This window comes from Pseudomonas sp. W17 (assembly GCF_040268305.1).
Classification (GTDB): domain Bacteria; phylum Pseudomonadota; class Gammaproteobacteria; order Pseudomonadales; family Pseudomonadaceae; genus Aquipseudomonas; species Aquipseudomonas protegens.
Genome location: NZ_CP158490.1, coordinates 103,400 through 125,000 on the forward strand (window position 1 = coordinate 103,400; position 21,601 = coordinate 125,000).

At 62.4% G+C, this 21,601-nt stretch carries 21 protein-coding genes (1 of these 21 only partly in view); 3 read left to right on the plus strand and 18 right to left on the minus strand.

The annotated features are described in order from the left end of the window. Position 1: 1 nt before the first annotated feature. The 7 genes from ABCR88_RS00530 to ABCR88_RS00560 form a co-directional block, all read right to left on the minus strand. Positions 2-805 (minus strand): ATP-binding cassette domain-containing protein, encoded by an 804-nt coding sequence (locus ABCR88_RS00530; protein WP_011058486.1) that lies wholly within the window; start codon positions 803-805, stop codon positions 2-4. Further along, complete coding sequence (locus ABCR88_RS00535; protein WP_011058487.1) at positions 802-1,950, minus strand: ABC transporter permease; 1,149 nt, start codon at positions 1,948-1,950, stop codon at positions 802-804. The genes ABCR88_RS00530 and ABCR88_RS00535 overlap by 4 nt, the downstream gene beginning before the upstream one ends. Positions 1,951-2,004: 54 nt before the next feature. Further along, entirely contained in the window at positions 2,005-3,048 is a 1,044-nt protein-coding gene (locus ABCR88_RS00540; RefSeq protein ID WP_015633662.1) for a DUF5924 family protein, read from the minus strand. 179 nt (positions 3,049-3,227) lie between these two features. After that, positions 3,228-4,610, minus strand: coding sequence for an insulinase family protein (locus ABCR88_RS00545; RefSeq protein ID WP_350403952.1), 1,383 nt, complete (start codon positions 4,608-4,610; stop codon positions 3,228-3,230). A gap of 56 nt (positions 4,611-4,666) precedes the next feature. Then, complete coding sequence (locus tag ABCR88_RS00550; RefSeq protein WP_011058490.1) at positions 4,667-6,325, minus strand: Na/Pi cotransporter family protein; 1,659 nt, start codon at positions 6,323-6,325, stop codon at positions 4,667-4,669. A gap of 216 nt (positions 6,326-6,541) precedes the next feature. Next, positions 6,542-7,309 carry a TerC family protein gene (locus ABCR88_RS00555; RefSeq protein ID WP_011058491.1) on the minus strand — a complete coding sequence of 256 codons (768 nt, stop codon included), beginning with the start codon at positions 7,307-7,309 and terminating at the stop codon, positions 6,542-6,544. Positions 7,310-7,376: 67 nt separating this feature from the next. Then, positions 7,377-8,684 carry a CitMHS family transporter gene (locus tag ABCR88_RS00560; RefSeq protein WP_041115015.1) on the minus strand — a complete coding sequence of 436 codons (1,308 nt, stop codon included), beginning with the start codon at positions 8,682-8,684 and terminating at the stop codon, positions 7,377-7,379. 319 nt (positions 8,685-9,003) lie between these two features. On the opposite strand from ABCR88_RS00560, the gene ABCR88_RS00565 reads away from it, so the two are divergent. Then, on the plus strand, positions 9,004-9,405 hold the full coding sequence (locus ABCR88_RS00565; RefSeq protein ID WP_019095626.1) for a GFA family protein: 402 nt from the start codon (positions 9,004-9,006) through the stop codon (positions 9,403-9,405). 103 nt (positions 9,406-9,508) lie between these two features. Here the strand turns inward: ABCR88_RS00565 and ABCR88_RS00570 are convergent, their stop codons facing one another. The 11 genes from ABCR88_RS00570 to ABCR88_RS00620 form a co-directional block, all read right to left on the minus strand. Beyond that, positions 9,509-11,470, minus strand: coding sequence for a DUF4105 domain-containing protein (locus ABCR88_RS00570; protein ID WP_350403955.1), 1,962 nt, complete (start codon positions 11,468-11,470; stop codon positions 9,509-9,511). Further along, positions 11,467-11,787 (minus strand): DUF2388 domain-containing protein, encoded by a 321-nt coding sequence (locus ABCR88_RS00575; protein WP_011058495.1) that lies wholly within the window; start codon positions 11,785-11,787, stop codon positions 11,467-11,469. The genes ABCR88_RS00570 and ABCR88_RS00575 overlap by 4 nt, the downstream gene beginning before the upstream one ends. A gap of 27 nt (positions 11,788-11,814) precedes the next feature. Continuing rightward, entirely contained in the window at positions 11,815-12,123 is a 309-nt protein-coding gene (locus ABCR88_RS00580) for a DUF2388 domain-containing protein (protein ID WP_011058496.1), read from the minus strand. A gap of 103 nt (positions 12,124-12,226) precedes the next feature. Continuing rightward, entirely contained in the window at positions 12,227-12,544 is a 318-nt protein-coding gene (locus ABCR88_RS00585; RefSeq protein ID WP_011058497.1) for a DUF2388 domain-containing protein, read from the minus strand. 167 nt (positions 12,545-12,711) lie between these two features. Beyond that, positions 12,712-12,900: a DUF1127 domain-containing protein gene (locus ABCR88_RS00590; protein WP_350403956.1), complete on the minus strand. Its 189-nt coding sequence runs from the start codon at positions 12,898-12,900 to the stop codon at positions 12,712-12,714. Between the two features lie 283 nt (positions 12,901-13,183). Further along, complete coding sequence (locus tag ABCR88_RS00595) at positions 13,184-13,399, minus strand: DUF1127 domain-containing protein (protein WP_011058498.1); 216 nt, start codon at positions 13,397-13,399, stop codon at positions 13,184-13,186. A gap of 319 nt (positions 13,400-13,718) precedes the next feature. Continuing rightward, a complete protein-coding gene (locus ABCR88_RS00600; protein WP_350403957.1) occupies positions 13,719-15,212 on the minus strand; it encodes an acetyl-CoA hydrolase/transferase family protein in 1,494 nt (497 codons plus the stop codon). Positions 15,213-15,391: 179 nt separating this feature from the next. Then, positions 15,392-16,828, minus strand: a complete 1,437-nt coding sequence (locus ABCR88_RS00605; RefSeq protein ID WP_041115026.1) for an NAD(P)(+) transhydrogenase (Re/Si-specific) subunit beta — start codon at positions 16,826-16,828, stop codon at positions 15,392-15,394. Further along, positions 16,828-17,151, minus strand: coding sequence for an NAD(P) transhydrogenase subunit alpha (locus tag ABCR88_RS00610; protein WP_005783507.1), 324 nt, complete (start codon positions 17,149-17,151; stop codon positions 16,828-16,830). Before ABCR88_RS00610 ends, ABCR88_RS00605 begins: the two co-directional genes overlap by 1 nt. 15 nt (positions 17,152-17,166) lie before the next feature. Next, positions 17,167-18,288 (minus strand): Re/Si-specific NAD(P)(+) transhydrogenase subunit alpha, encoded by a 1,122-nt coding sequence (locus ABCR88_RS00615; protein WP_350023446.1) that lies wholly within the window; start codon positions 18,286-18,288, stop codon positions 17,167-17,169. Between the two features lie 451 nt (positions 18,289-18,739). Next, a complete protein-coding gene (locus ABCR88_RS00620; protein WP_350024162.1) occupies positions 18,740-19,639 on the minus strand; it encodes a LysR family transcriptional regulator in 900 nt (299 codons plus the stop codon). Between the two features lie 159 nt (positions 19,640-19,798). Here ABCR88_RS00620 and ABCR88_RS00625 point away from each other — a divergent pair, with 159 nt between their 5' ends. Then, entirely contained in the window at positions 19,799-20,980 is a 1,182-nt protein-coding gene (locus ABCR88_RS00625) for an acyl-CoA dehydrogenase (RefSeq protein WP_011058503.1), read from the plus strand. Positions 20,981-20,993: 13 nt separating this feature from the next. Further along, positions 20,994-21,601: the 5' portion of a CaiB/BaiF CoA-transferase family protein gene (locus ABCR88_RS00630; protein ID WP_350023447.1), read on the plus strand. Its footprint extends 613 nt past the window's final position; 608 of the gene's 1,221 nt are visible here — the first part of the coding sequence; it begins with the start codon at positions 20,994-20,996; its stop codon lies off the right edge, out of view.

Consider the following 21,601-nt stretch of genomic DNA (forward strand, 5'->3'; position numbering starts at 1 on the left):
GTCATCCCTCGTTGGTCTGTGTAGCGGCCTGGTAGGCCGCGCGGCCGCGAGGGCCATGGAAGTATTGGTGAATCCATTCGTCGTCGGTCTCGGCGACGATATCGATGGCATCCGCCACCAGTACCTTTTTCTGCGCCAGCACCGCCACCCGGTCGGTGATGGTGTAGAGGGTGTCCAGGTCGTGGGTGACCAGGAACACACTGAGCCCCAGTGCATCGCGCAGGGTCAGGATCAACTGGTCAAAGGCGGCGGCGCCCACCGGGTCGAGGCCGGCGGTGGGTTCGTCGAGAAACAGGATGTCCGGGTCCAGGGCCAGTGCCCGGGCCAGGGCGGCGCGCTTGATCATCCCGCCAGAGAGCGAGGCCGGGTACTTGTCGGCCGCCGACAGCGGCAGGCCGGCCAGGGCCAGCTTGACCGCCGCCAGGTGTTCGGCATCGGCACGGGATAGGCCGGCATGCTCGATCAATGGCAGGGCGACGTTCTCGGTCACGGTCAGCGAGGTGAACAGCGCGCCCTTCTGGAACAGTACGCCGAAGCGTCGTTCGATCAGCGAGCGTTGCTGTTCCGGCAGGCTTGGCAGGTCCTGGCCGAATACCCGCACCGAGCCTTCGCTGGGCTGGCGCAGGCCGACGATGCTGCGCAGCAGTACCGACTTGCCGCTGCCCGAGCCGCCGACCACGCCGAGGATCTCGCCCTGGTATACATCCAGGTCGAGGTTCTCGTGCACGCTCTGCTTGCCGAAGCGGTTGCACAGGCCACGGACCTCGATCACCGCCTTCGCCGGCGCGCGTGGCGGCCGGCTCACCAGCCCATCTCCATGAAGAACAGCGCGGCCACGGCATCGATGACGATCACCACGAAGATCGACTGGACCACGCTGGAGGTGGTGTGGGCGCCCACCGACTCGGCGCTGCCGCTGACCTTGAAGCCTTCCAGGCAGCCGATGGCGGCGATCAGGAAGGCGAAGATCGGCGCTTTCACCAGGCCCAGCAGGAAGTGCTTCACGCCGATATCCGAATGCAGCAGCGAGAGGAACATCGCCGGAGAGATATCCAGGGACAGGGCGCAGACCACCGCGCCACCGACTATCCCCGAAAGCATCGCCAGGAACGTCAGCATCGGCAGCGACACCAGCAGGGCCAGGACCCGAGGCAGCACCAGCAGCTCTACCGGGTCCAGGCCCAGGGTGCGGATGGCGTCGATCTCTTCATTGGCCTTCATCGAGCCGATCTGCGCGGTGAAGGCACTGGCGGTGCGCCCGGCCATGAGAATCGCGGTGAGCAGTACGCCGAATTCCCGCAGGAAGGAAAATGCCACCAGGTCCACGGTAAAGATGCTGGCGCCGAAGTTGGCCAGCACGGTGGCGCCGAGAAAGGCCACCACCGCGCCCACCAGAAAGGTCAGCAGGGCGACGATGGGCGCCGCGTCGAGGCCGGTCTGTTCGATGTGTGCCACCACCGGGGTGATGCGCCAGCGCTTGGGGCGCAGCAGGCCGCGGGCCAGGGTTTCCAGGATCAGGCCGATGAAGCCCAGGACCTTCAGGGTGTCCTGCCAGACGGTGTAGACCGCGCTGCCAATGCGCGAAAGCAATTGCACGCTGACCGAGATCTCCGGTTCCTTGACCGGTACGCAGAAGTCGTTCAACGAGGTGTAGACCGTGTGCAGCAGCGCGCGGTCGGCGGCGGACAAGGTGCAGTCGGGGTGTTCGGCGGACTGCCCCAGGCGTTCGGCCCCCAGCAGTTCCACCAGCAGCGACGCGCCGGCGGTGTCCAGGGCGCCCAGGCCGTTGAGGTCGATATGGGTGCTGCTGTCGTAGCGGCCGTCCAGGGATTGGCTGAGGCGTTTGAGGTCGCTGTAGTGCGCCAGCGTCCAGTCGCCGCCGATGCGCAATTGCGCCGGGGAGTGGGCAAGGTCCAGTTGAGCGGTGCCGGGCGTCACGCTGCTAGTCATAAGCTCCGAGCTTGTGTGGCCATTTCGCAGTGCTACGTAATAGCACGATCCCGGTTACTTTGCCTCGCCGGTCTTGGCCGCGTCTTGATCTGGAGCGGTGATCTCGAAGCGCAGCACGCCGATCACCTGGCCGTCCTCGGTGATCACCCGCACCTGCCAGTCGCCCGCCGGGTTGGCGGGGAAATTCTGCTTGTGGGACCAGGCACGGTAGCCTTCCTTGCGCCCGCCATGGATGTCCAGGGCGACGCGATCCACCTCGCTGCCGTTGAATTGCCAGACGTGGTAAATGCGCTCGTCCAGGCCCCGGGGGGCGTTGATCGCGGTGTAGGCGTACAGGCCGGTGCTGCTTACCTGGGCGGTGCTGATCTGCTCCAGGCTGTCGCCCGGGGTGCGATCCTGGAGCTGGGTGCTGATGGCATCCTCGGTCAGCCACAGGGTGGCCGGCGGCACCCAGGAGCGCAGCAGCCAGCCGGTGCTGCCGATGGCCAGGGTAATGGCCAGCACGGTCAGGGCGCTGCGCAGGCTGCGGATCGGCAGGATCGAGGCCAGGCTCGGAAAGGACAGGAGCATGGCGATGCCCAGGGCCAGCTTGAAGCTCTGGGCGGTGGTCAGGTGCAGGATCAGCGGCAGGGCCGTGAGCAAGGCGGCGAACAGGGTCAGGGTGTGCAGCGCCAGGAACAGCCAGCGGCGCGGGGCCAGCCATTTGTAGTACAGCGGGTCAGTGATGGAAATCAGCGCCGCGGCGCCGAGCAGGCCGGTGAACACCAGTTGGCCGCTGTTCCAGCTGGTGGTGATGAAAAAGAACGGCAGGACGAAGAACAGGCTTTCCTGGTGGATCATCTGCGTCGCATAGCGCAGCAGCGGCTGCGGGATCTCGCGCTTGAAGACCTTGGTGAACAGCTGGGTCAGGCTGTTCTCCAGCATCAGCCAGACCCAGCTCACCAGCAGGATCACGGCGATCCACGAGGCCAGGCTCTGTTGCCGGTCCACCAGGATGAAGCTGCCGACCCCGGAGATGAAACCGCCGAGCGCAATGATCCCCGGATAGCGCTTCATCAGTTCGAGAATGCGCTGGATAAGGAGGGTCAGGTTCGGCATCGGGGGGATCACAGTCAGGGCAGGAAAAACCGCGACAGGATAACGTCGGCGGCGGTCCGTGGCGAGGGAGCTTGCTCAGATGCGCACGCGCTGGCGAGGTAATCCGGCCAAGGTGATTGCATTGCCCTGTCCCTGGGGCTGCTGCGCGGCCCGGCGGGAGCAAGCTCCCTGGCCATGGGTCAGCGGGCCCGGCGGCGCAGCAGGTAGACGCCGAAGCTGCCGAGCAGGACCAGGGCTAGCAGGCCGCCGATCAGCCAGAGCAGTTGTTCGTCACTGAGCAGCGGTTGTTCGATGCGCAGGTAGCCCGGCTGCTGCAGCAGCTGGCGCAGGGCCAGGTTGGCCTGCTCCAGGCTCACTGCTTTCAGGCGCTTGGCCGGGTCGCTGAAGCGGCCGTTGTCGAAGTCCCCGAGGGCGCTCCAGTAATAGTCCGCCAGGGCGCTGTTGCCCTGCACGGCCCAGGCCTGGCGATCGATGGCAGCCTGTTTCAGGCGGGCGAAGGTGGTCGGGTCGAGGCCGTCCTTGAGCAGCCGTGCCTTGAGCTGCTCTACCACTTGCCGGGCTTGGGGCAGGTCGTTGCGCTCAAGGTCGGCATTGAGGCTGAGAAAACCCACGCCACCGAAGACTTCCCGATCACTCCAGGGGCCGTAGGACAATTCGTGCTCAAGACGCAGTTGGCGATACAGCGCCCAGTCCAGGTAGTCCTTGAGCAGGTCGAAGGTCTCGTCGTGCTGCTGGTCCAGCACAGGCTCGGGAAACAGCCAGTGCAGTTGCGCGCTCTGCCCTACCCAGCCATGGACCAGGGTGCGCTCAGGGGCGGCGCTGCCCTGGATCTGCGGCAGGTCGGGGTGTTCGCTGGGCTCCACCGGCTCCAGGGCACCGTAGGTGCGCTCCAGGTAGGCCGGCAGCAGGCGATCGAGCTCGCCCACCACGATCAGGGTCATGTTGTTGGGGGCGTACCAGTCCTTGCGTACCTGCTCCAGCTGGGCCAGGGTCAGGTTCCCGACCTCGGCGCGTTCGGCGCATTTGAGCCCCAGTTCCACCGCCAGCTGGTTGCCTGCCTTGTGTCCCAGGTCCTGGCGGTCGAGCCAGCGTTGCAGGTGCGAATAGTGACCCCCGCCTTCGCGTTCCACCACTTGCTTGGCGGCGGCCACGGCGTTGTCGTCCAGGCGGGTATGGGTCAGCAGCGACAGCAAGAGGTCCAGGACCTTGCGCTGGTTGCGCGCCGGGGCCTCGATGACGAAGGTGGTGTCGGCATTGCTGGTGTAGGCATTCCATTCGCCGCCCAGGGCCTGCATGCGTTCTTCCAGGCCGCCTTCCCCGCTGTCATCCACGCCGCTGAACAGCAGGTGTTCCAGTAGGTGCGGCAACTCCTTGTCGGCACAGGCGAAGTCGTCCAGGCCCACTCCCACCACCAGGCGGATCGCCACGTGGCCGCGTTCGCTGCCGGGCTTGAGCAGCAGTTGCAGGCCATTGGGCAGGGTGTAGCCTTCGACCTGGAAACGATCCAGGGCCCATCCTTGTGCACTGCCCAGCAACAGGCAGGCGAATAACAGACAACGCATAACAAGCTTCCTTACGGCGTGCGTAAGTTCTACAGACTTCGTGGGACTGTGGACGTTCAGGGTGAATGAGTGATGTCAGCCATCTCTTCGACCTCCAGCGCGCCGGTGTCCGAGGTTTCCAGAACCACGTAGGCACTGCTGCAGAACAGGGAGTTGAGGCGCTTCATATCGGCGATCAGCTCCAGGTGCAGGGAACTGGTCTCGATGCTCTGGACGATCTTGCGTTGCAGGCGGCTGACGTGGGCGTGGGCCAGGCGCCGCTCCTGGGCGCGGAAACGGCGTTTTTCCCGCAGCAGCTGGCGCGCGCTTTCGGGGTCGGCGCTCAGGAACACCGAGAGCCCCAGGCGCAGGTTGGCGATCAGTTGCGCGTGCAGCCCGGTCAACTCTTCCAGGCCAACCTCGGAGAAGGAGCGGCGCTGGGAGGTCTTCTGCTGCTGGACCTTGCGCAGCATGCGCTCGATCAGATCGCTGGCCAGCTTGAGGTTGAACGCCAGTTCGATGATTTCGGCCCAGCGCCGGCTGTCCTGGTCGCTGAGGTCTTCCCGGGGCATCTGCGCCAGGTACAGCTTTATGGCGCTGTACAGCGCTTCGACGTCGTCGCTGAGGGCGCGCAGCTCCTGGGTGATGGCGGTCTGCTTGCCCTGCAGCGCGTCGCGCATCGCCTCCAGCATGCTGTCGATCAGGTCACCGATGCGCAGGGTTTCGCGGGCGGCGTTGGCCAGGGCCAGGCTCGGCGTGGCCAGGGCGGTTGGGTCTAGGTGCCGCGGGCGAGCGCGGCCGTTTTCCTGGGGGCGCTCCGGCAGCAGCCAGGCGCAGAGCCGGGCCATGGGGCCGACAGTGGGCAGCAGCAACAGGCAGCGGGCGGTGTTGTACAGCAGGTGGAAGCCGATCACCACTTCCTGGGGGCTGAAGTCCAGGCTGTCCATCCAGTGGGCCAGTGGGTCGAGCACCGGGATGATCAGCAGCAGGCCGATGAGCTTGTACAGCAGGCTGCCCAGCGCGACCTGGCGCCCGGCGGCGTTCTGCATGCTGGTGCTGAGGAAGGCCAGTACCCCGCTGCCGATGTTGGCGCCGATCACCAGGCCGATGGCCACTGGCAGGCTGATGACCCCGGCGCCGGCCAGGGTCGCGGTGAGCAGCACCGCCGCCAGGCTGGAATAGGACACCATGGCGAACACCGCACCCATCAGCGCATCCAGGAGAATATCGCCGGTCAGCGAGGCGAACAGGACCTTCACGCCCTGGGCATGGGTGATGGGGGCCGCGGCTTCGACGATCAGTTGCAGGGCCAGGATGATCAGCCCCAGGCCGATGCCGACCCGGCCCAGCTGGCCGGCGCGGGTCTGCTTGCGCGAGAGAAAGAAGATCACCCCGAGGAAGATCAACAGCGGCGACAGCCAGGACAGGTCGAAGGTCAGTACCCGGGCCATCAGCGCGGTACCGACGTCGGCGCCGAGCATGGTGGCCAGCGCCGGGGTCAGTGCCATCAGGCCCTGGCCGACAAAGGACGTCACCAGCATCGCCGTGGCGTTGCTGCTCTGGACCATGGCCGTGACCAGGATCCCGGCAATGAACGCCAGTGGCCGCCTGGCCATGTTCTGGCCGATCACGTGGCGCAGGTTGGAGCCGTAGACCCGCAGGATGCCGGTACGGACGATATGCGTACCCCAGATCAGCAGGGCCACGGCGGAAAGCAGATTGAGCAGGGTCAGCATAGAGGCCCCCCCTGGGGTGAAGTGCCCCAAGCGGGGCGAGTGGACGTTGTTGCGCGACGTTCTACGTTATGTACTTAAGCTGTAGTTGGCTAACGCACGAGGCGCCAGCATCGCATAGCCAAACCGGCGATTGAAACAAAACTGTCATGAAAACAGCTTCCTGCAGACGCAGAAAAGGGGCCCGAGAGCCCCTTTTCCATTCAGCGCATTCCCGGATTATTGACCAGGAACGTCCTTGCGCAGTTTCACCGGGTCCTGCTGTTTTTTCTTTTTCGCGATGGCGGTGCGCATCTTGATGTTGATGGCTTCCACCGCCAGGGAGAAGGCCATGGCGAAGTAGACGTAGCCTTTTGGCACGTGCACTTCGAAGGCTTCGGCGATCAGGACCGTACCCACCACCAGCAGGAAGGACAGCGCGAGCATTTTCAGCGACGGGTGCTTGTCGATGAATTCGCTGATGGTCCCGGCCGCCAGCATCATCACCAGCACCGCGACGATGATGGCCGCCACCATGACCGGCACATGGGAAACCATGCCCACGGCGGTGATCACCGAATCCAGGGAGAAGACGATGTCGATAATGGCGATCTGGATGATGGTGTAGAGGAAGTTGCCGCCCTTGCCCTTGGGCTCATCAATGGTTTCGTCCTCGCCTTCCAGGGCGTGGTACATCTCCTGGGAGCTTTTCCACAGGAGGAACAGGCCACCGAAGAACAGGATCAGGTCACGCCCGGAAATGCCCTGACCGAAGACCACGAACAGATCGGCCGTGAGGCGCATGACCCAGGTGATCGACAGCAGCAACAGAATGCGCGTGACCATCGCCAACGCCAGACCGAAGATCCGCGTGCGCGCCTGCATGTGCTTGGGCATGCGGCTGACCAGGATCGAGATCATGATGATGTTGTCGATGCCCAGGACGATCTCCAGGGCAGTCAGGGTAAAGAAGGCAACCCAGATTTCCGGGTTGGTCAGCCATTCCATGTGTATTCCTTTGAGCGAGTGTTATAGCCCGGGCCGTGAGGCCGGCCCGGGCGCAGAAGCATTGCTTTTATAGAGTGCTGAACAGCGGAAAAATCCCCATCAGCAAAGCGGCGAACATTATGCACAGGCAGACCAGCACTGCCCACTTGAGGGTGAAGCGCTGGTGATCGCCGAACTCGATACCGGCCAGGGCCACCAACAGGTAGGTCGAGGGTACCAGCGGGCTGAGCAAGTGCACGGGTTGGCCGACGATCGACGCACGGGCCATTTCCACCGCGGTGATGCCGTAGTGGCTGGCGGCTTCGGCCAGCACCGGCAGCACGCCGTAGTAGAAGGCATCGTTGGACATGAAGAAGGTGAACGGCATGCTCACCAGCGCGGTAATCACCGCCAGGTACGGCCCCAGGGCTTCCGGGATCACCGCCAGCAGGCTCTTGGACATGGCATCCACCATGCCGGTGCCGGACAGGATGCCGGTGAAGATGCCCGCCGCGAAGATCAGCCCGACCACCGCCAGCACGCTGCCGGCGTGGGCCGCGACCCGATCCTTCTGCTGCTGCAGGCAGGGATAGTTGACGATCATGGCGATACTAAAGGCCACCATGAATAGCACCGGCAGCGGCAACAGGCCGGCGATCAGGGTGCACATCAGGGCGAAGGTCAGGGCGCCGTTGAACCAGATCAGCTTGGGCCGACGAGCGTCGGGGTACTGCGACACGCTGATCTCGCTGTGGTCGATCTCGTCGCCCGCCAGGTGCAGTTCACCCAGGCGCGCCCTTTCCCGCTTGCCGTACATGTAGGCGATCACCAGGATCGCCACCACGCCGGCCAGCATGGCTGGGATCATGGGCACGAAGATGTCCGACGGGTCCACGTGCAGGGCGCTGGCTGCGCGGGCGGTCGGGCCGCCCCAGGGGGTCATGTTCATCACCCCGCCGGCGAGAATGATCAGGCCGGCCATGATTCGCGGGCTCATGCCGATGCGGCTGTACAGCGGCAGCATGGCGGCCACGCAGATCATGTAGGTGGTGGCGCCGTCACCGTCTAGGGACACCACCAGGGCCAGTACCGCAGTGCCCACCGAGACCTTCAGCGGGTCGCCCTTGACCAGCTTGAGGATCTTGCGCACGGCCGGGTCGAACAGGCCGGAGTCGATCATCAAGGCAAAGTAGAGGATGGCAAACATCAGCATCACGCCGGTGGGCGCGAGCTTGGTGATGCCTTCGAGCATCATCGGGCCGATCTTCGGCGCGAACCCGCCGAACAGGGCGAACAGGATGGGCACGATGATCAGGGCGATCAGCGCCGACAGGCGCTTGGTCATGATCAGGAACATGAAGGTGATGACCATGGCAAAGCCAAGGAAAGTCAGCATGGGATTACTCCAGGCGTAGCGCGGCTAGGGAATGGCGAACCGGGTGGGATCAGCGCAGAACGGCAAGCACGAGGCGTACGGGAGGAGTTGCAGCGAACAGGCGGGTAGGAGCGGACATCAGAATCACCATTGTTGTTGTTAATAGGGCCGGGAGCGCGAGAAACGCCCGCTGTGGCCAACCGGTCTGTTGCCGGTAGTGGAGGCGATCCTAATGGGGGAAGCTTTCAGCCAGCTTTCGTCGCTGAAAGGAACGAACGGATGTTGCAGCAGGCGACCGGCGGCATAAAGTGATGGCTATCGGCGCCAGGGAGACATGCACATGAGAGAGTTGCACACCGGAGGTTGCCACTGCGGGCGGCTGCGTTACCAGTTCAGCGGCCCGTTGCGGGACATCGCCCACTGCCATTGCTCGATCTGCCGCCGGGTCAGTGGCGGTCTGGTGACCACCTGGATCACGCTGCCCGCCTCGGCTTTCGAATGGCTGGAAGGCGTTCCCGCCCGGTACGACTCATCTGGAAGTTGTGCGCGCTATTTCTGCGGTAACTGTGGTGCTCATTTGGCGCTGATCACCCACCTGAGCCCAGACAGCATCGATGTCACCATCGCCACCCTGGATCACCCGGAACTGGCGCCTGCAGACCGGCATATCTGGACCGACAGCCGCCTGCCCTGGGTGCATCTGGACGAGCACCTGCCGCAAGAGCCGCAGGAAACCCTGTAGCCGCTGCCGCAGGCTGCGCACGAGCGCGCAGCGGTCGCGAGGCTCTCAAGGCCGCCCAGCAAGGCCCTTCGGTCCTTTTTGCAGCCTCGCGGGCTTGGCAGCGCTACGGCAGTTCCAACCCGCCTGCCGCCTTGTGCAGCGTCCGCAGATGCTCGCCCACCAGCTTCAGGTTGGCCTCGTTGGCGGCGATTTCCGCCGCTCGGGCCGGTTCCAGCAGGGCTCGCACTTCCTTGTCCAGGTCACCGGTCAAGGATTGCAGTTGCTTCTGCCGCTGGCTGCTCTCGGACTCCAGGCGTTGCCATTCAGCGGGCTGAGGCAGGCCGTAGCCGCCGCTGCCCAGCAATTCTGCCGGGCGGCTGAGGAAGCCGCTGTTGGCGAGGATCTGCTGCAGGGTCTTGTTGGCCTGCTCCATACCACCATTTTTCAGCTCGCGAGCCCCCAGGTAGCGCTGCTTGACCTCGTCCTGGGCCAGCAGCAGTTGCCGGCGATAGCTGGCCTGCTCCAGCAGCAGCAAGGCAGCGCTGGTGCGCAAGTCGGCCTGGTCGAACCAGTGCCGGCGTTCTTCGGCACTCAGCGACAGCCAGTCTTCGACGCTGGCCTGCTTGATCGGCAAGTGCTTCCTGATCACCTCGAACATCGCCTGATAGCGGTCGCGGAAGGAGTCGAAGCGATACCCCAGGCGCAGTGCCTCGCGTGGGTCGTCGAGCACGCTGGTGTCCGCCAGCCCCCTGCCCTTGAGCACTTCCAGCAGGCCGTTGGGCATGATGCTGTCGAGGCCGATCAGTTGCTTGTTATTGCTGCCGCTGCGCAGCAGCTTGAGGCTTTCCACCGCGCAGTTGTTGGACAGGAAGTAATAGTTGCCGTCGTAGCTCCAGTGCATCTCGGCGGCGTGCTCCACCACTTCCTCGATCTCGCTGCGTGACAGCTTCAACGGCACCGAGGCCAGGCTGCGCAGCTCGGTCTTGGTGTACTCGTCGATCACCTGGGACAGCGGCAGGACAAACAGCCGCGAAGGGTACTTGCCCACCAGGCCGTCCCAGCTGGAGAGCTGCACGTCACCGACAAAGGCGCGGTAGGACAGCACCAGGTGCTGGTCCAGGTCCAGCCGGCAATCCGGCCCGCGGGGGCGGCTCGGGGCGCAGATCACCAGGCGCAGCATGCTGTGGCCCCAGCGGCTGACCCAGTTCTGGTTGGCTTCGGCCAGCAGGTAGTCCACCGCGTAGACCCGCTCCGGGTCCACCTGCCCCAGGGGCGTCTTGGCGAAGTCGTTGCCGGCGTTGAGGAAGGCGAAGGACTTGGCGCAGCTGTCCTTGGCGGCCGGCGCCCAGCCGAAATGCTCCTGGTAATAGCGGTACAGCGCCGGGCGGCGGCAGGCGTAGCTCGGATCGAGAAGGAAGTACTCCATGTTCACCGCGACGAATTCCTTCGGGTTGGTGATCTCGTAGATGTCCGGGCTGCGGGCGACCTGACGGTTGTGCTGCTCGCGTTCGCCACGGCGGCCGACGTATTGCGGCCAACCGGCCAGATCCAGCAGCCGTGGATCATCGCTGAGGGTGAAGCGCCGGTCATTCTGGCCGCGACACTCATCCGGCAGGCCGATCAGCCCGGAGGTGCTGTTCTTGCGGGTGCAGCGCTGGATCAGGCTGCGCTCGGCACCGGGCCACAAACGCGCGCGATCATAAATGTGGGTCAGTTCATGGAGTACCGTGGCGAGCATTTCCCGGCGCACGGTGCCATGGGGGCGGCTGGTCTTCTGGGTGGCGGCGGAGCCGTCGGTCAGGCTGGGCAGCAAGGCTCGGTTGAGGTCCAGTTCCGACACCAGGGATGCCTCGCCATAGGCGTTGTCGGGCATTCGGTCGGTCCAGCCGACATCAATGGTGCGATCCAGTTGCTGGATGAAACGCGGCGGCAACGCCTGCATCGCTTCATCCAGCAGCGCCTGGCTGGCGTGTTGCTGCGCCGGGCTCAAGCCATCGGTCTTGAGGCGCAGTTGCAGGTCGGCCTGGGCGGTGCCGCAGAGCAGCCCCAGGGTCCCGGCCAGCAGCCAGGCTAGGAGTGGTTTCACAGGGCCAGGATGGCTTCGGCAAGCACCTGGTCGCTGGCGTCGCGGGCTTCTGGCAGCTGCGTGCGCAGGGCATTGAACGCCGCTTCAAGTTGCGCGCCGCGGATATCACCGTTGCTGGCGACGAAGCTGGCGGCATCGTCGTGGGCTTCGCGCACGACTTTGGAGTCACGGATCGAAGTGGTGGTGTCCGAGGTGAAATCGATCGTGCGGCCGGAGGCGCGGACGATGATGTTACTGGTGGCCACCAGGGTGTGTGCCTGGGCCACGTCGGCCAACAACAGCAGGCCAAGGGTGGCGGCAATCAGCGGGCTACGCATGGAACGACTCCGGAAGAACAGGGATGGTTATTGGACGAGAATTGCCTGCGCCAGTTCAAGGTCGCTGGCATGAAGTTTTGCCGGGTCCTGGCGCAGGTACTCCAGCGCAGACTCCAGGCGGGCGCCGCGCAGTTGGCCGTCGGTTGCCACGAAGGCAGCGGCGTCATCCTGGGCAGCAAGCAGCAGTTTATGGTCGAAGGGCGCCGAGGTCACCTGGCCTGTCGCATAGACGGTGACAACCAGGCTTTGGGTGGTGAGGTCGAATGCCTGCACCGAACCGGCCCAACAGGCGGCGATCAATACGGGAGCGGAAAGCGAAATACGGAACAAACCCAAGAGTCTCGACAGCTGAAAACCAGCGCCAAGGCTAGCGCAATGCCCCTTGAAGGACCAGCGCAGAGGGTTTCAGGTGCGCCGGGGCACCTGAAACCGAGACGCTTCAGATTGCCAGGATGGCCTGGGCCAGCTGTGCATCAGAGGCCTGCAACTGAGGCGCTTGCTGGCGAATGTGGGCAAATGCGCTTTCCAGTTTTACCCCGCGAATGGCGCCGTCGGTGGCGACGAAACTGGCGGCATCATCCCGGGCGGCACGGACAATTTTGTTGTCACGCAGGGAAGAAGTGGCATCGGAGGTGGCGTCGGTGGTGGCCTTGAGCGCGCCGACAATGGCGTCGGTGGTCACGATCAGGCTGGTGGCGTGGGCATTGGCAGCCAGGGCCAGCAGGGCGGCGGCGCTGAGCAGGCGGAGACGGGACATGGGTAACTCCTGTGAATGAACAGACAATTTAAGGGCGCTGAGTGAGACGCCGGGCAGCCACTGCGAGGTGCTGTGTCTGATTGCTCTGACGCAGTTCGAATGAAAATCGCCACGTCGCCTCAGATATTAGGCTCAGCGGCCCCATTCGCACAGCGTTGCAGCAGGCCTCAGCGCCAAAAGGGTTTGTGCAGTTCCGCTGCCCGATCGCTGTGGCTGATGCCGCTGTCCGAGAGTTGTCGTTCATCCATTTGTGCCAGCAAGTGACGGGTGCGGGCCCGCTCCCGTGTGTTGGCGAGCGCCTTGAGCCAGCGCTTGAAGGGCGTGCAGTGAAGGTTGGTGCCTGGGGACGAGCGCATGATGCTTGCCTCCGTGAGCAGCCGAGCGATGATCTGGCTGCAACCTCATGGTGCGGCGGTTCGATGCGGTGATACAGATACACTCGAGCTAAATTGTACTGGTTAATTGTTATTTTTTATAAAACTGTACCTGTCGCGATGAAGCGGGCTGTATTTCAGCTGTGTAGTGCGTTTTCCGCAGCCAGAACGACAAGACCCGTCGCGGTTTCCCGCGACGGGTCTTGTTGTGTGCAATTCGGGGTGCTGGCAGTGGACCCGGTGGGTCAGGGCCAGCGACGCTGCGTTAGCGCCAGAACGGCTTGCTCAGCTCTTCGTAGCGTTGTGCTTCGCTGATCCCGGCATCGGCCAGCAGACGCGAATCCAGGCGAGCCAGTTGATGGCGGCTGGAGATGCGGCGCTGCCACAGCATCAGGTTGGCGATAACGCGCAGAGGCAGGGAAGCCTGGGTTTTTTCAGCTTTGTCTTCGAAGAACAGTTCGGAACTGAGTGTACGTTCCATGGTTGACATCCTTCCGCTTGTGGCGGGATCAGGTAGTGGTTTAACTGGTGCTCATGATCCTCTTCCCGCGCAAGACTCTGTAGATACAGTTCACCTGTATTGTGAAGGACCAGTTAACTGTTTATAGGGGCTGTACTGTTCGGAAAAGGCGCAACTGTACCTGTCAGCACCTTTATGGTGCATTGAGGTGCTTTTTGATGGGAGATAAGTGGTTTTAGGCGGGGAAAATACCGGTACAGCAGTACAGTTTTTGACGGTCTCTGGCGAGCGGTCGGCAAGCTGACGAAACTGTGTTTGCGTCAGCTGCCAACTGTATCAATCACTCGGCGAGCATTTTCCCGGTTTCTTCCAGGTTGATGTGCCAGCTCAGGGCATCACGCAGGATATGCGGCGTGTGACCACCCAGGGCGCAGGCCTTGGTGAAGTAGTCATTCAGTGCGTCGCGGTAGGAAGGATGCACACAGTTGTCGATGATCACCCGGGCCCGCTCCCGCGGCGCCAGGCCGCGCAGGTCCGCCAGGCCGATCTCGGTCACCAGGATGTCGACGTCATGCTCAGTGTGGTCCACGTGGCTGACCATCGGCACCACGCTGGAAATCGCCCCGCCCTTGGCAATCGACTTGGTGACGAAGATCGCCAGGTGTGCGTTGCGGGCGAAGTCGCCGGAGCCGCCGATGCCGTTCATCATCCGCGTGCCGCAGACGTGGGTGGAGTTGACGTTGCCGTAGATATCGAACTCCAGCGCGGTGTTGATGCCGATGATGCCCAGGCGGCGCACCACTTCCGGGTGGTTGGAGATCTCCTGCGGACGCAGCACCAGCTTGTCCTTGTAGCGTTCCAGGTTGCCGAACACGTCGGCGTTGCGCCGGCTCGACAGGGTGATGGAGCTACCTGAGGCGAAGCTGAGCTTACCGGCGTCGATCAGGTCGAAGGTCGAGTCCTGCAGTACTTCGGAGTACATGGTCAGGTTCTCGAATGGCGACTCGATCAGGCCGCACATCACCGCGTTGGCGATGTTGCCGATACCGGCCTGCAGCGGGCCGAGCTTGTTGCTCATGCGCCCGGCATCCACTTCCTGCTTGAGAAAGTCGATCAGGTGGTTGGCGATGCCCTGGGTCTCGCTGTCCGGGGTGGAAACCGTGGACGGCGAATCCGACTGATTAGTGATGACGATGGCGACGATCTTGTCCGCAGGGATCGGAATCGCCGTGCTGCCGATGCGATCGTCGACCTTTACCAGGGGAATCGGTGTACGGGTCGGGCGATAGGTCGGGATATAGATGTCGTGCAGGCCTTCCAGGTTCGGGTTGTGCGCCAGGTTGATCTCGACGATCACCTGCTTGGCGAAGATCGCGAAGCTGGCGGAGTTGCCCACCGAGGTGGTCGGCACGATATGGCCCTGTTCAGTGATGGCGACAGCTTCGATCACTGCAATGTCCGGCAGCTTGAGCTGCTGGTTGCGCAGTTGTTCGACGGTTTCCGACAAGTGTTGGTCGATGAACATCACTTCGCCGGCGTTGATCGCCTTGCGCAGGGTGCTGTCCACCTGGAACGGCATGCGCCGGGCCAGCACGCCAGCTTCGGTGAGATGCTTGTCCAGGTCGTTGCCCAGGCTGGCGCCGGTCATCAGGCTGATTTTCAGTGGCGTTACCTTGGCCCGTTCGGCCAGGGCATGGGGCACGGCCTTGGCTTCACCGGCGCGGGTGAAGCCGCTCATGCCGACGGTCATGCCGTCCTCAATCAGAGCGGCAGCGTCAGCGGCGCTCATCACCTTATCCAACAACGAAGGCAAGCGGATACGATCACGGTACATGGATTGTTATCTCGGGCAACGGAAGCAAGAAGCGCAGTCTAGTGATTTCAAAAAAAAACACCGCGCGACAAAGGTCGAATGAAAGGCCCTGATCTAGAGCCTTCTGTCGGTTTTATGGAGTAAATAAAAAACCCCAGCCTACTAAAGGCTGAGGTTTTGGGTATTGCGCTACAGCAGCTTTATTCGACGGCTTTGACCATGTCTTCGATGACCTTCTTGGCGTCGCCGAAGACCATCATGGTCTTGTCCAGGTAGAACAGTTCGTTGTCCAGGCCGGCATAGCCGCTGGCCATGGAGCGCTTGTTGACGATGATGGTCTTGGCCTTGAAAGCCTCGAGGATCGGCATGCCGGCAATCGGCGACTTGGGATCGTTCTTCGCCGCCGGGTTGACCACGTCGTTGGCGCCCAGCACCAGCACCACGTCGGCCTGGCCGAACTCGGAGTTGATGTCTTCCATCTCGAACACCTGGTCGTAAGGCACTTCGGCTTCGGCCAGCAAGACGTTCATGTGGCCGGGCATGCGCCCCGCTACCGGGTGGATCGCGTATTTCACGGTCACGCCGCGGTGGGTCAGCTTCTCGGTCAGCTCTTTCAGCGCGTGCTGGGCGCGTGCTACCGCCAGGCCGTAGCCGGGAACAATGATCACGGTATCGGCGTTGGTCAGCAGGAAGGTCGCATCGTCGGCTGAACCGGATTTCACTGGGCGTGCTTCCTTCGAACCTGCCGGGCCGCCGGCATCGGCTGTGTTGCCGAAACCGCCCAGCAGCACGTTGAAGAACGAACGGTTCATCGCCTTGCACATGATGTAGGAGAGGATTGCACCGCTGGAGCCCACCAGGGAGCCGGCGATGATCAGCATCGAGTTGTTCAGGGAAAAGCCGATCCCCGCTGCCGCCCAGCCCGAGTAGCTGTTGAGCATCGACACTACTACTGGCATGTCGGCACCGCCGATCGGGATGATGATCAGCACGCCCATGACGAAGGCCAGGGCCAGCATCAGGGCAAAAGCACCGAGGTTGCCGGTGACCATGAAGGTCACGCCCAGGCCGAGGGTGGCCAGGCCCAGTACCAGGTTGAGCTTGTGCTGCCCGGCGAACTGTACCGGTGCGCCTTGGAACAGGCGGAACTTGTACTTGCCCGACAGCTTGCCGAAGGCGATCACCGAACCGGAGAAGGTGATGGCACCGATGGCTGCGCCAAGGAACAGCTCCAGGCGGTTACCGGCGGGAATCGAGTCGCCCAGGTGCTTGACGATGCCCAGGGACTGAGGCTCGACCACGGCGGCAATGGCGATGAATACCGCGGCCAGGCCGATCATGCTGTGCATGAAGGCCACCAGTTCCGGCATCTTGGTCATCTCGACGCGCTTGGCCATGATCGAACCGGCGGTACCACCGATCAGCAGGCCAACGATGACGTAGCCGATGCCGGCGGTCGCCAGTTCCGCGCCCAGCTTATAGATGAGGCCGATGGTGGTCAGTACCGCCAGGGCCATGCCCAGCATGCCGAACAGGTTACCGCGGCGGGACGTGGTCGGGTGCGAAAGGCCCTTGAGCGCCTGGATAAAGCACACCGAGGCGATCAGATAGAGGGTTGTTACCAGGTTCATGCTCATTATTTCTGCACCTCTTCTTTCACGGCTTTGGGCGCTTTCTTCTTGAACATTTCCAGCATGCGACGGGTGACCAGGAAGCCGCCGAACACATTGACCGCAGCCAGGGCCACGGCCAGGGTGCCCATGGTCTTGCCCAACGGGGTCACGGTCAGGGCGGCAGCCAGCATGGCGCCGACGATGACGATCGCGGAAATGGCGTTGGTCACTGCCATCAGGGGCGTGTGCAGTGCGGGTGTAACGTTCCAGACCACGTGGTAACCGACATAGATCGCCAGCACGAAGATGATCAGGTTGTAGATACCGGGGGAGATAAGCTCTTCCATCGTCTGAATCCCTGCTTAGGCGTTTTTGCGGATGACTTGGCCGTCGCGGCACATCAGGCACGCGGCGACGATGTCGTCTTCGAGGTTGACTTCGAACTGCCCTTCTTTAGTGAAGACAAGCTTCAGGAAGTCCAGCAGGTTGCGGGCGTACAGCGCCGAGGCATCTGCAGCTACTGCGCCGGCCAGGTTGGTCGGGCCGACGATGGTTACACCGTTTTCGACCACTACCTGATCCGCTACGGTCAGTGGGCAGTTGCCACCCTGAGCGGCGGCCAGGTCGATGACCACCGAACCGGGCTTCATCTGGGCCACGGTGTCGGCGCTTAGCAGGGTCGGCGCCTTGCGGCCCGGAATCAGCGCGGTGGTGATGACGATATCGGCCTGCTTAGCGCGTTCGTGCACGGCCTGAGCCTGGCGCTGCATCCAGCTGGCCGGCATGGGGCGCGCGTAACCGCCGACACCGACGGCGCACTCGCGCTCTTCGTCAGTCTCGTAAGGCACATCGACGAATTTGGCGCCCAGGGATTCAATCTGCTCCTTCACTGCCGGACGCACGTCCGAAGCTTCGATCACCGCACCCAGGCGCTTGGCCGTGGCGATGGCCTGGAGGCCGGCAACACCGGCGCCGAGAATCAGCACCCGGGCAGCCTTCACCGTGCCGGCGGCGGTCATCAACATCGGCATGAAGCGCGGATAGTAGTGGGCAGCCAGGAGCACGGCCTTGTAGCCGGCGATGTTGGCCTGGGACGACAGCACGTCCAGGCTCTGGGCCCGGGAGGTGCGGGGTGCGGCCTCCAGGGCGAAGGCGGTGATCCCGCGCTCGGCCAGCTTGGCGATGGTGTCATTGCTGAACGGATTGAGCATGCCCACCAGCACGGTGCCGCTCTTGATCAGCGCCAGTTCGCTGTCGCTGGGCGCCACGACCTTGAGAATCAGCTCGGCGCCAAAGGCATCGTTGGCGCTGCCAATGGTGGCTCCTGCCGCTTCATAGGCGCTGTCGACCACGCTGGCGTTAATACCGGCGCCGCTTTGCACAGTGACTTTATGACCCTGGCCGATCAGCTTCTTGATGGTTTCCGGGGTTGCAGCAACCCGTGTTTCACCCGTCTGGGTTTCGAGAGGAACACCAATGTGCACGTCAAATCTCCTGCTTGATCTTATTGCTTTCGATCTTTCTTAGAAGGCCAGCGCACTTCGGAGGGTGCGGCTGGGGCGGCCGATCAGCACGATCCCGCTGAAATCACAGCGGGGCGCGGCATTTTGCAGGCGAACTTTGAGGCCTTCAAGGGATTCTGACTAGTGACGGAAAATTAACTACAAGTCACCCCGTGACCGAATGTCGCAACGTACCAGGTTAAAGCCTTGTAAGCCGTGCCTTTCAAGGCTTTGCTATGGAAAATAAGATTTTTCTCATCCGTGACATGAATAGTCTTACATTGCCCTTGAATAAACCCTACAAGCCGCGTGGTTAGGCGCTTGTAGAACGATTGTTCAAGGTGTCGGTACAGTCTGTGAAAATGCGACAAATAGTTATATCTGTAGGGTTCTAATTTATTTGACTACGGGGTCAGTTATTGGCTATGAGCCTTTATTTTTCAAGGTTGTAGCTGTTTGCCTGGTTCACCAGCCAGTCGCGAAAAGCCCGTAAAGAGGCCGATTCCACTTTGCGTTCGGGAATCATCAGGTAATACGCCTTGATGCTCGAGAGTGCCTGGGGGTTGGCAATGACCAAGCGTTTTTCGGCCAGCTCGCGCTGGATAAGGAAGGGCGGAATCAAGGCGATACCCATGTCGTGCATGGCGGCCTGGGCGAGCATGGAGAATAGCTCGTAGCGCGGGCCTGTCATGTCGCGGGGGATATTCAGCTGCTGTGAGTTGAACCACTGCCGCCAGGCATAAGGCCGCGTGGTCTGCTGCAGTAGGGGCAGTTCGGCTATGGCCTCGGCGCTCAACTCTTGCTGCTTGCCGAGCATTGCCGGGCTGCACACCGGCATCGGGTTTTCGCCCATCAGCCAGTGAGACTGGGTACCCGACCAATCGGCGTCGCCAAAGTAGATGGCAGCGTCGAAGGGGGTGTCGGCAAAGAGGAAGGGGCGCGTGCGGTTGGTTAGGTTGACCGTGACTTCGGGGTGCTGCTGCTGGAAATCCTTCAGGCGTGGCAATAACCACTGCGTCCCGAAGGTCGGAACCACTGCCAGTTCGATGACGTTGGCCCCCCGCTGGCCCATCACTGAAAGTGTGTCGCGCTCCACTGCGTCCAGTTGTGTAGCGACCCGGCGGCTGTAGGACAGCCCGGCCTCAGTGAGCTTGACTCCCCGTCGTGAACGCCGGAAAAGTTCCAGCCCGAGGAACTCTTCAAGGCTGGCGATCTGTCGGCAGACCGCACCCTGGGTTAGGGAAAGCTCTTGGGCTGCCTTGGTAAAGCTCTCATGACGTGCCGCGGCTTCGAAGCTGATTAAGGCGGCGGTACTGGGGATCTTTCTGCGCATGTACGGCAATCTCACTAATGAATGCTGTAAAAAGCGGTTTAGGCCATTACGAAGTGAGAAATTAGCACAACACTATGCGAAATCCTCGTTTGCCTGGGGGCGCACCGTAGGCCTAGGATCGGTTCCACGATAGTTGACCTACTTCACGAGGATTTACTCATGGGCGGTAAAGCAAGCTTCAACTGGATCGATCCCCTTCTGCTGGACCAGCAACTCACCGAAGAAGAACGCATGGTCCGCGACAGTGCCGAGCAGTTCGCTCAAGACAAGCTGGCACCACGGGTTCTGGAAGCTTTCCGCCATGAGAAGACCGACCCGGCCATCTTCCGGGAAATGGGTGAAGTCGGCCTGTTGGGCGCTACCATTCCTGAGCAGTACGGCGGCAGCGGCCTTAATTATGTGTGCTATGGCCTGATCGCTCGTGAAGTGGAGCGAGTGGACTCCGGCTACCGCTCGATGATGAGCGTGCAGTCGTCCCTGGTGATGGTGCCGATCAACGAGTTTGGTACCGAGGCGCAAAAGCAGAAGTACCTGCCGAAACTGGCGTCCGGCGAATGGATTGGCTGCTTTGGTCTGACCGAGCCGAACCATGGATCTGATCCGGGTGCGATGATTACTCGTGCACGCAAAGTGGACGGTGGCTACAGCCTGACTGGTAGCAAGATGTGGATCACCAACAGCCCGATTGCTGATGTATTCGTGGTTTGGGCCAAGGATGATGCCGGCGACATTCGTGGTTTTGTCCTGGAGAAAGGCTGGAAGGGCCTGAGTGCACCAGCGATTCACGGCAAGGTCGGCCTGCGGGCCTCGATCACCGGCGAAATCGTCATGGACAACGTGTTCGTGCCGGAAGAAAACATCTTCCCGGATGTGCGTGGGCTCAAAGGACCTTTTACCTGCTTGAACTCGGCGCGTTACGGCATCTCCTGGGGCGCCTTGGGGGCTGCGGAGTTCTGCTGGCACACCGCACGTCAATACACCCTTGATCGCCAGCAGTTCGGTCGTCCTCTGGCGGCAACCCAACTGATCCAGAAGAAGCTGGCGGACATGCAGACCGAAATCACCCTCGCCCTCCAGGGCTGCCTGCGCCTGGGGCGGATGAAGGATGAAGGGACTGCGGCGGTGGAAATCACCTCGATCATGAAGCGCAACTCCTGCGGCAAGTCCCTGGATATCGCGCGCATGGCCCGTGACATGCTGGGCGGCAACGGGATCTCCGATGAGTTCGGTATTGCTCGTCACCTGGTGAACCTGGAGGTGGTCAACACCTACGAAGGTACTCACGATGTGCATGCGCTGATTCTCGGGCGTGCGCAAACCGGTATCCAGGCGTTCTATTAATAGGAGAGCGACCATGGGCGCGTTATCGCATCTGCGGGTACTGGATTTATCGCGGGTACTGGCCGGGCCTTGGTCCGGGCAGATTCTTGCGGACCTGGGGGCCGAGGTCATCAAGGTCGAGCGTCCGGGTAATGGTGACGATACACGCGCCTGGGGGCCGCCCTTCCTTAAAGATGCCTATGGCGAGAACACCACGGAGGCTGCCTATTACCTGTCGGCCAACCGTAACAAGCAGTCAGTGACCATCGACTTCACTCGCCCAGAGGGGCAGCAGCTGGTGCGTGAGCTGGCTGCCAAGTCGGATATCGTCATCGAGAACTTCAAGGTGGGTGGGCTGGCGGCTTACGGTCTGGACTATGAGTCGCTCAAGGCCGTCAATCCGCGGCTGATCTACTGTTCTATCACCGGTTTTGGTCAGACCGGGCCCTATGCCAAGCGCGCGGGTTATGACTTCATGATCCAGGGCCTGGGTGGTCTGATGAGCCTGACTGGGCGACCTGAGGGTGATGAGGGGGCTGGGCCGGTAAAAGTGGGTGTGGCCTTGACCGACATCCTTACCGGGCTCTACTCCACTGTGGCGATTCTGGCGGCCCTGGCTCATCGAGATCAGGGCGGCGATGG

Excerpts from the sequence above, each read along its gene's own strand:
- ABCR88_RS00585 (WP_011058497.1), bottom strand. The coding sequence starts at position 12,544 with ATGTCCCGTCTCCGCCTGCTCAGCGCCGCCGCCCTGCTGGCCCTGGCT.
- ABCR88_RS00575 (WP_011058495.1), bottom strand. The coding sequence starts at position 11,787 with ATGCGTAGCCCGCTGATTGCCGCCACCCTTGGCCTGCTGTTGTTGGCC.
- ABCR88_RS00605 (WP_041115026.1), bottom strand. The coding sequence starts at position 16,828 with ATGAGCATGAACCTGGTAACAACCCTCTATCTGATCGCCTCGGTGTGC.
- ABCR88_RS00560 (WP_041115015.1), bottom strand. The coding sequence starts at position 8,684 with ATGCTGACTTTCCTTGGCTTTGCCATGGTCATCACCTTCATGTTCCTG.
- ABCR88_RS00620 (WP_350024162.1), bottom strand. The coding sequence starts at position 19,639 with ATGCGCAGAAAGATCCCCAGTACCGCCGCCTTAATCAGCTTCGAAGCC.
- ABCR88_RS00610 (WP_005783507.1), bottom strand. The coding sequence starts at position 17,151 with ATGGAAGAGCTTATCTCCCCCGGTATCTACAACCTGATCATCTTCGTG.
- ABCR88_RS00555 (WP_011058491.1), bottom strand. The coding sequence starts at position 7,309 with ATGGAATGGCTGACCAACCCGGAAATCTGGGTTGCCTTCTTTACCCTG.
- ABCR88_RS00565 (WP_019095626.1), top strand. The coding sequence starts at position 9,004 with ATGAGAGAGTTGCACACCGGAGGTTGCCACTGCGGGCGGCTGCGTTAC.
- ABCR88_RS00595 (WP_011058498.1), bottom strand. The coding sequence starts at position 13,399 with ATGGAACGTACACTCAGTTCCGAACTGTTCTTCGAAGACAAAGCTGAA.
- ABCR88_RS00545 (WP_350403952.1), bottom strand. The coding sequence starts at position 4,610 with ATGCGTTGTCTGTTATTCGCCTGCCTGTTGCTGGGCAGTGCACAAGGA.
- ABCR88_RS00590 (WP_350403956.1), bottom strand. The coding sequence starts at position 12,900 with ATGCGCTCGTCCCCAGGCACCAACCTTCACTGCACGCCCTTCAAGCGC.
- ABCR88_RS00625 (WP_011058503.1), top strand. The coding sequence starts at position 19,799 with ATGGGCGGTAAAGCAAGCTTCAACTGGATCGATCCCCTTCTGCTGGAC.
- ABCR88_RS00600 (WP_350403957.1), bottom strand. The coding sequence starts at position 15,212 with ATGTACCGTGATCGTATCCGCTTGCCTTCGTTGTTGGATAAGGTGATG.
- ABCR88_RS00540 (WP_015633662.1), bottom strand. The coding sequence starts at position 3,048 with ATGCCGAACCTGACCCTCCTTATCCAGCGCATTCTCGAACTGATGAAG.
- ABCR88_RS00535 (WP_011058487.1), bottom strand. The coding sequence starts at position 1,950 with ATGACTAGCAGCGTGACGCCCGGCACCGCTCAACTGGACCTTGCCCAC.
- ABCR88_RS00550 (WP_011058490.1), bottom strand. The coding sequence starts at position 6,325 with ATGCTGACCCTGCTCAATCTGCTTTCCGCCGTGGCCCTGCTGATCTGG.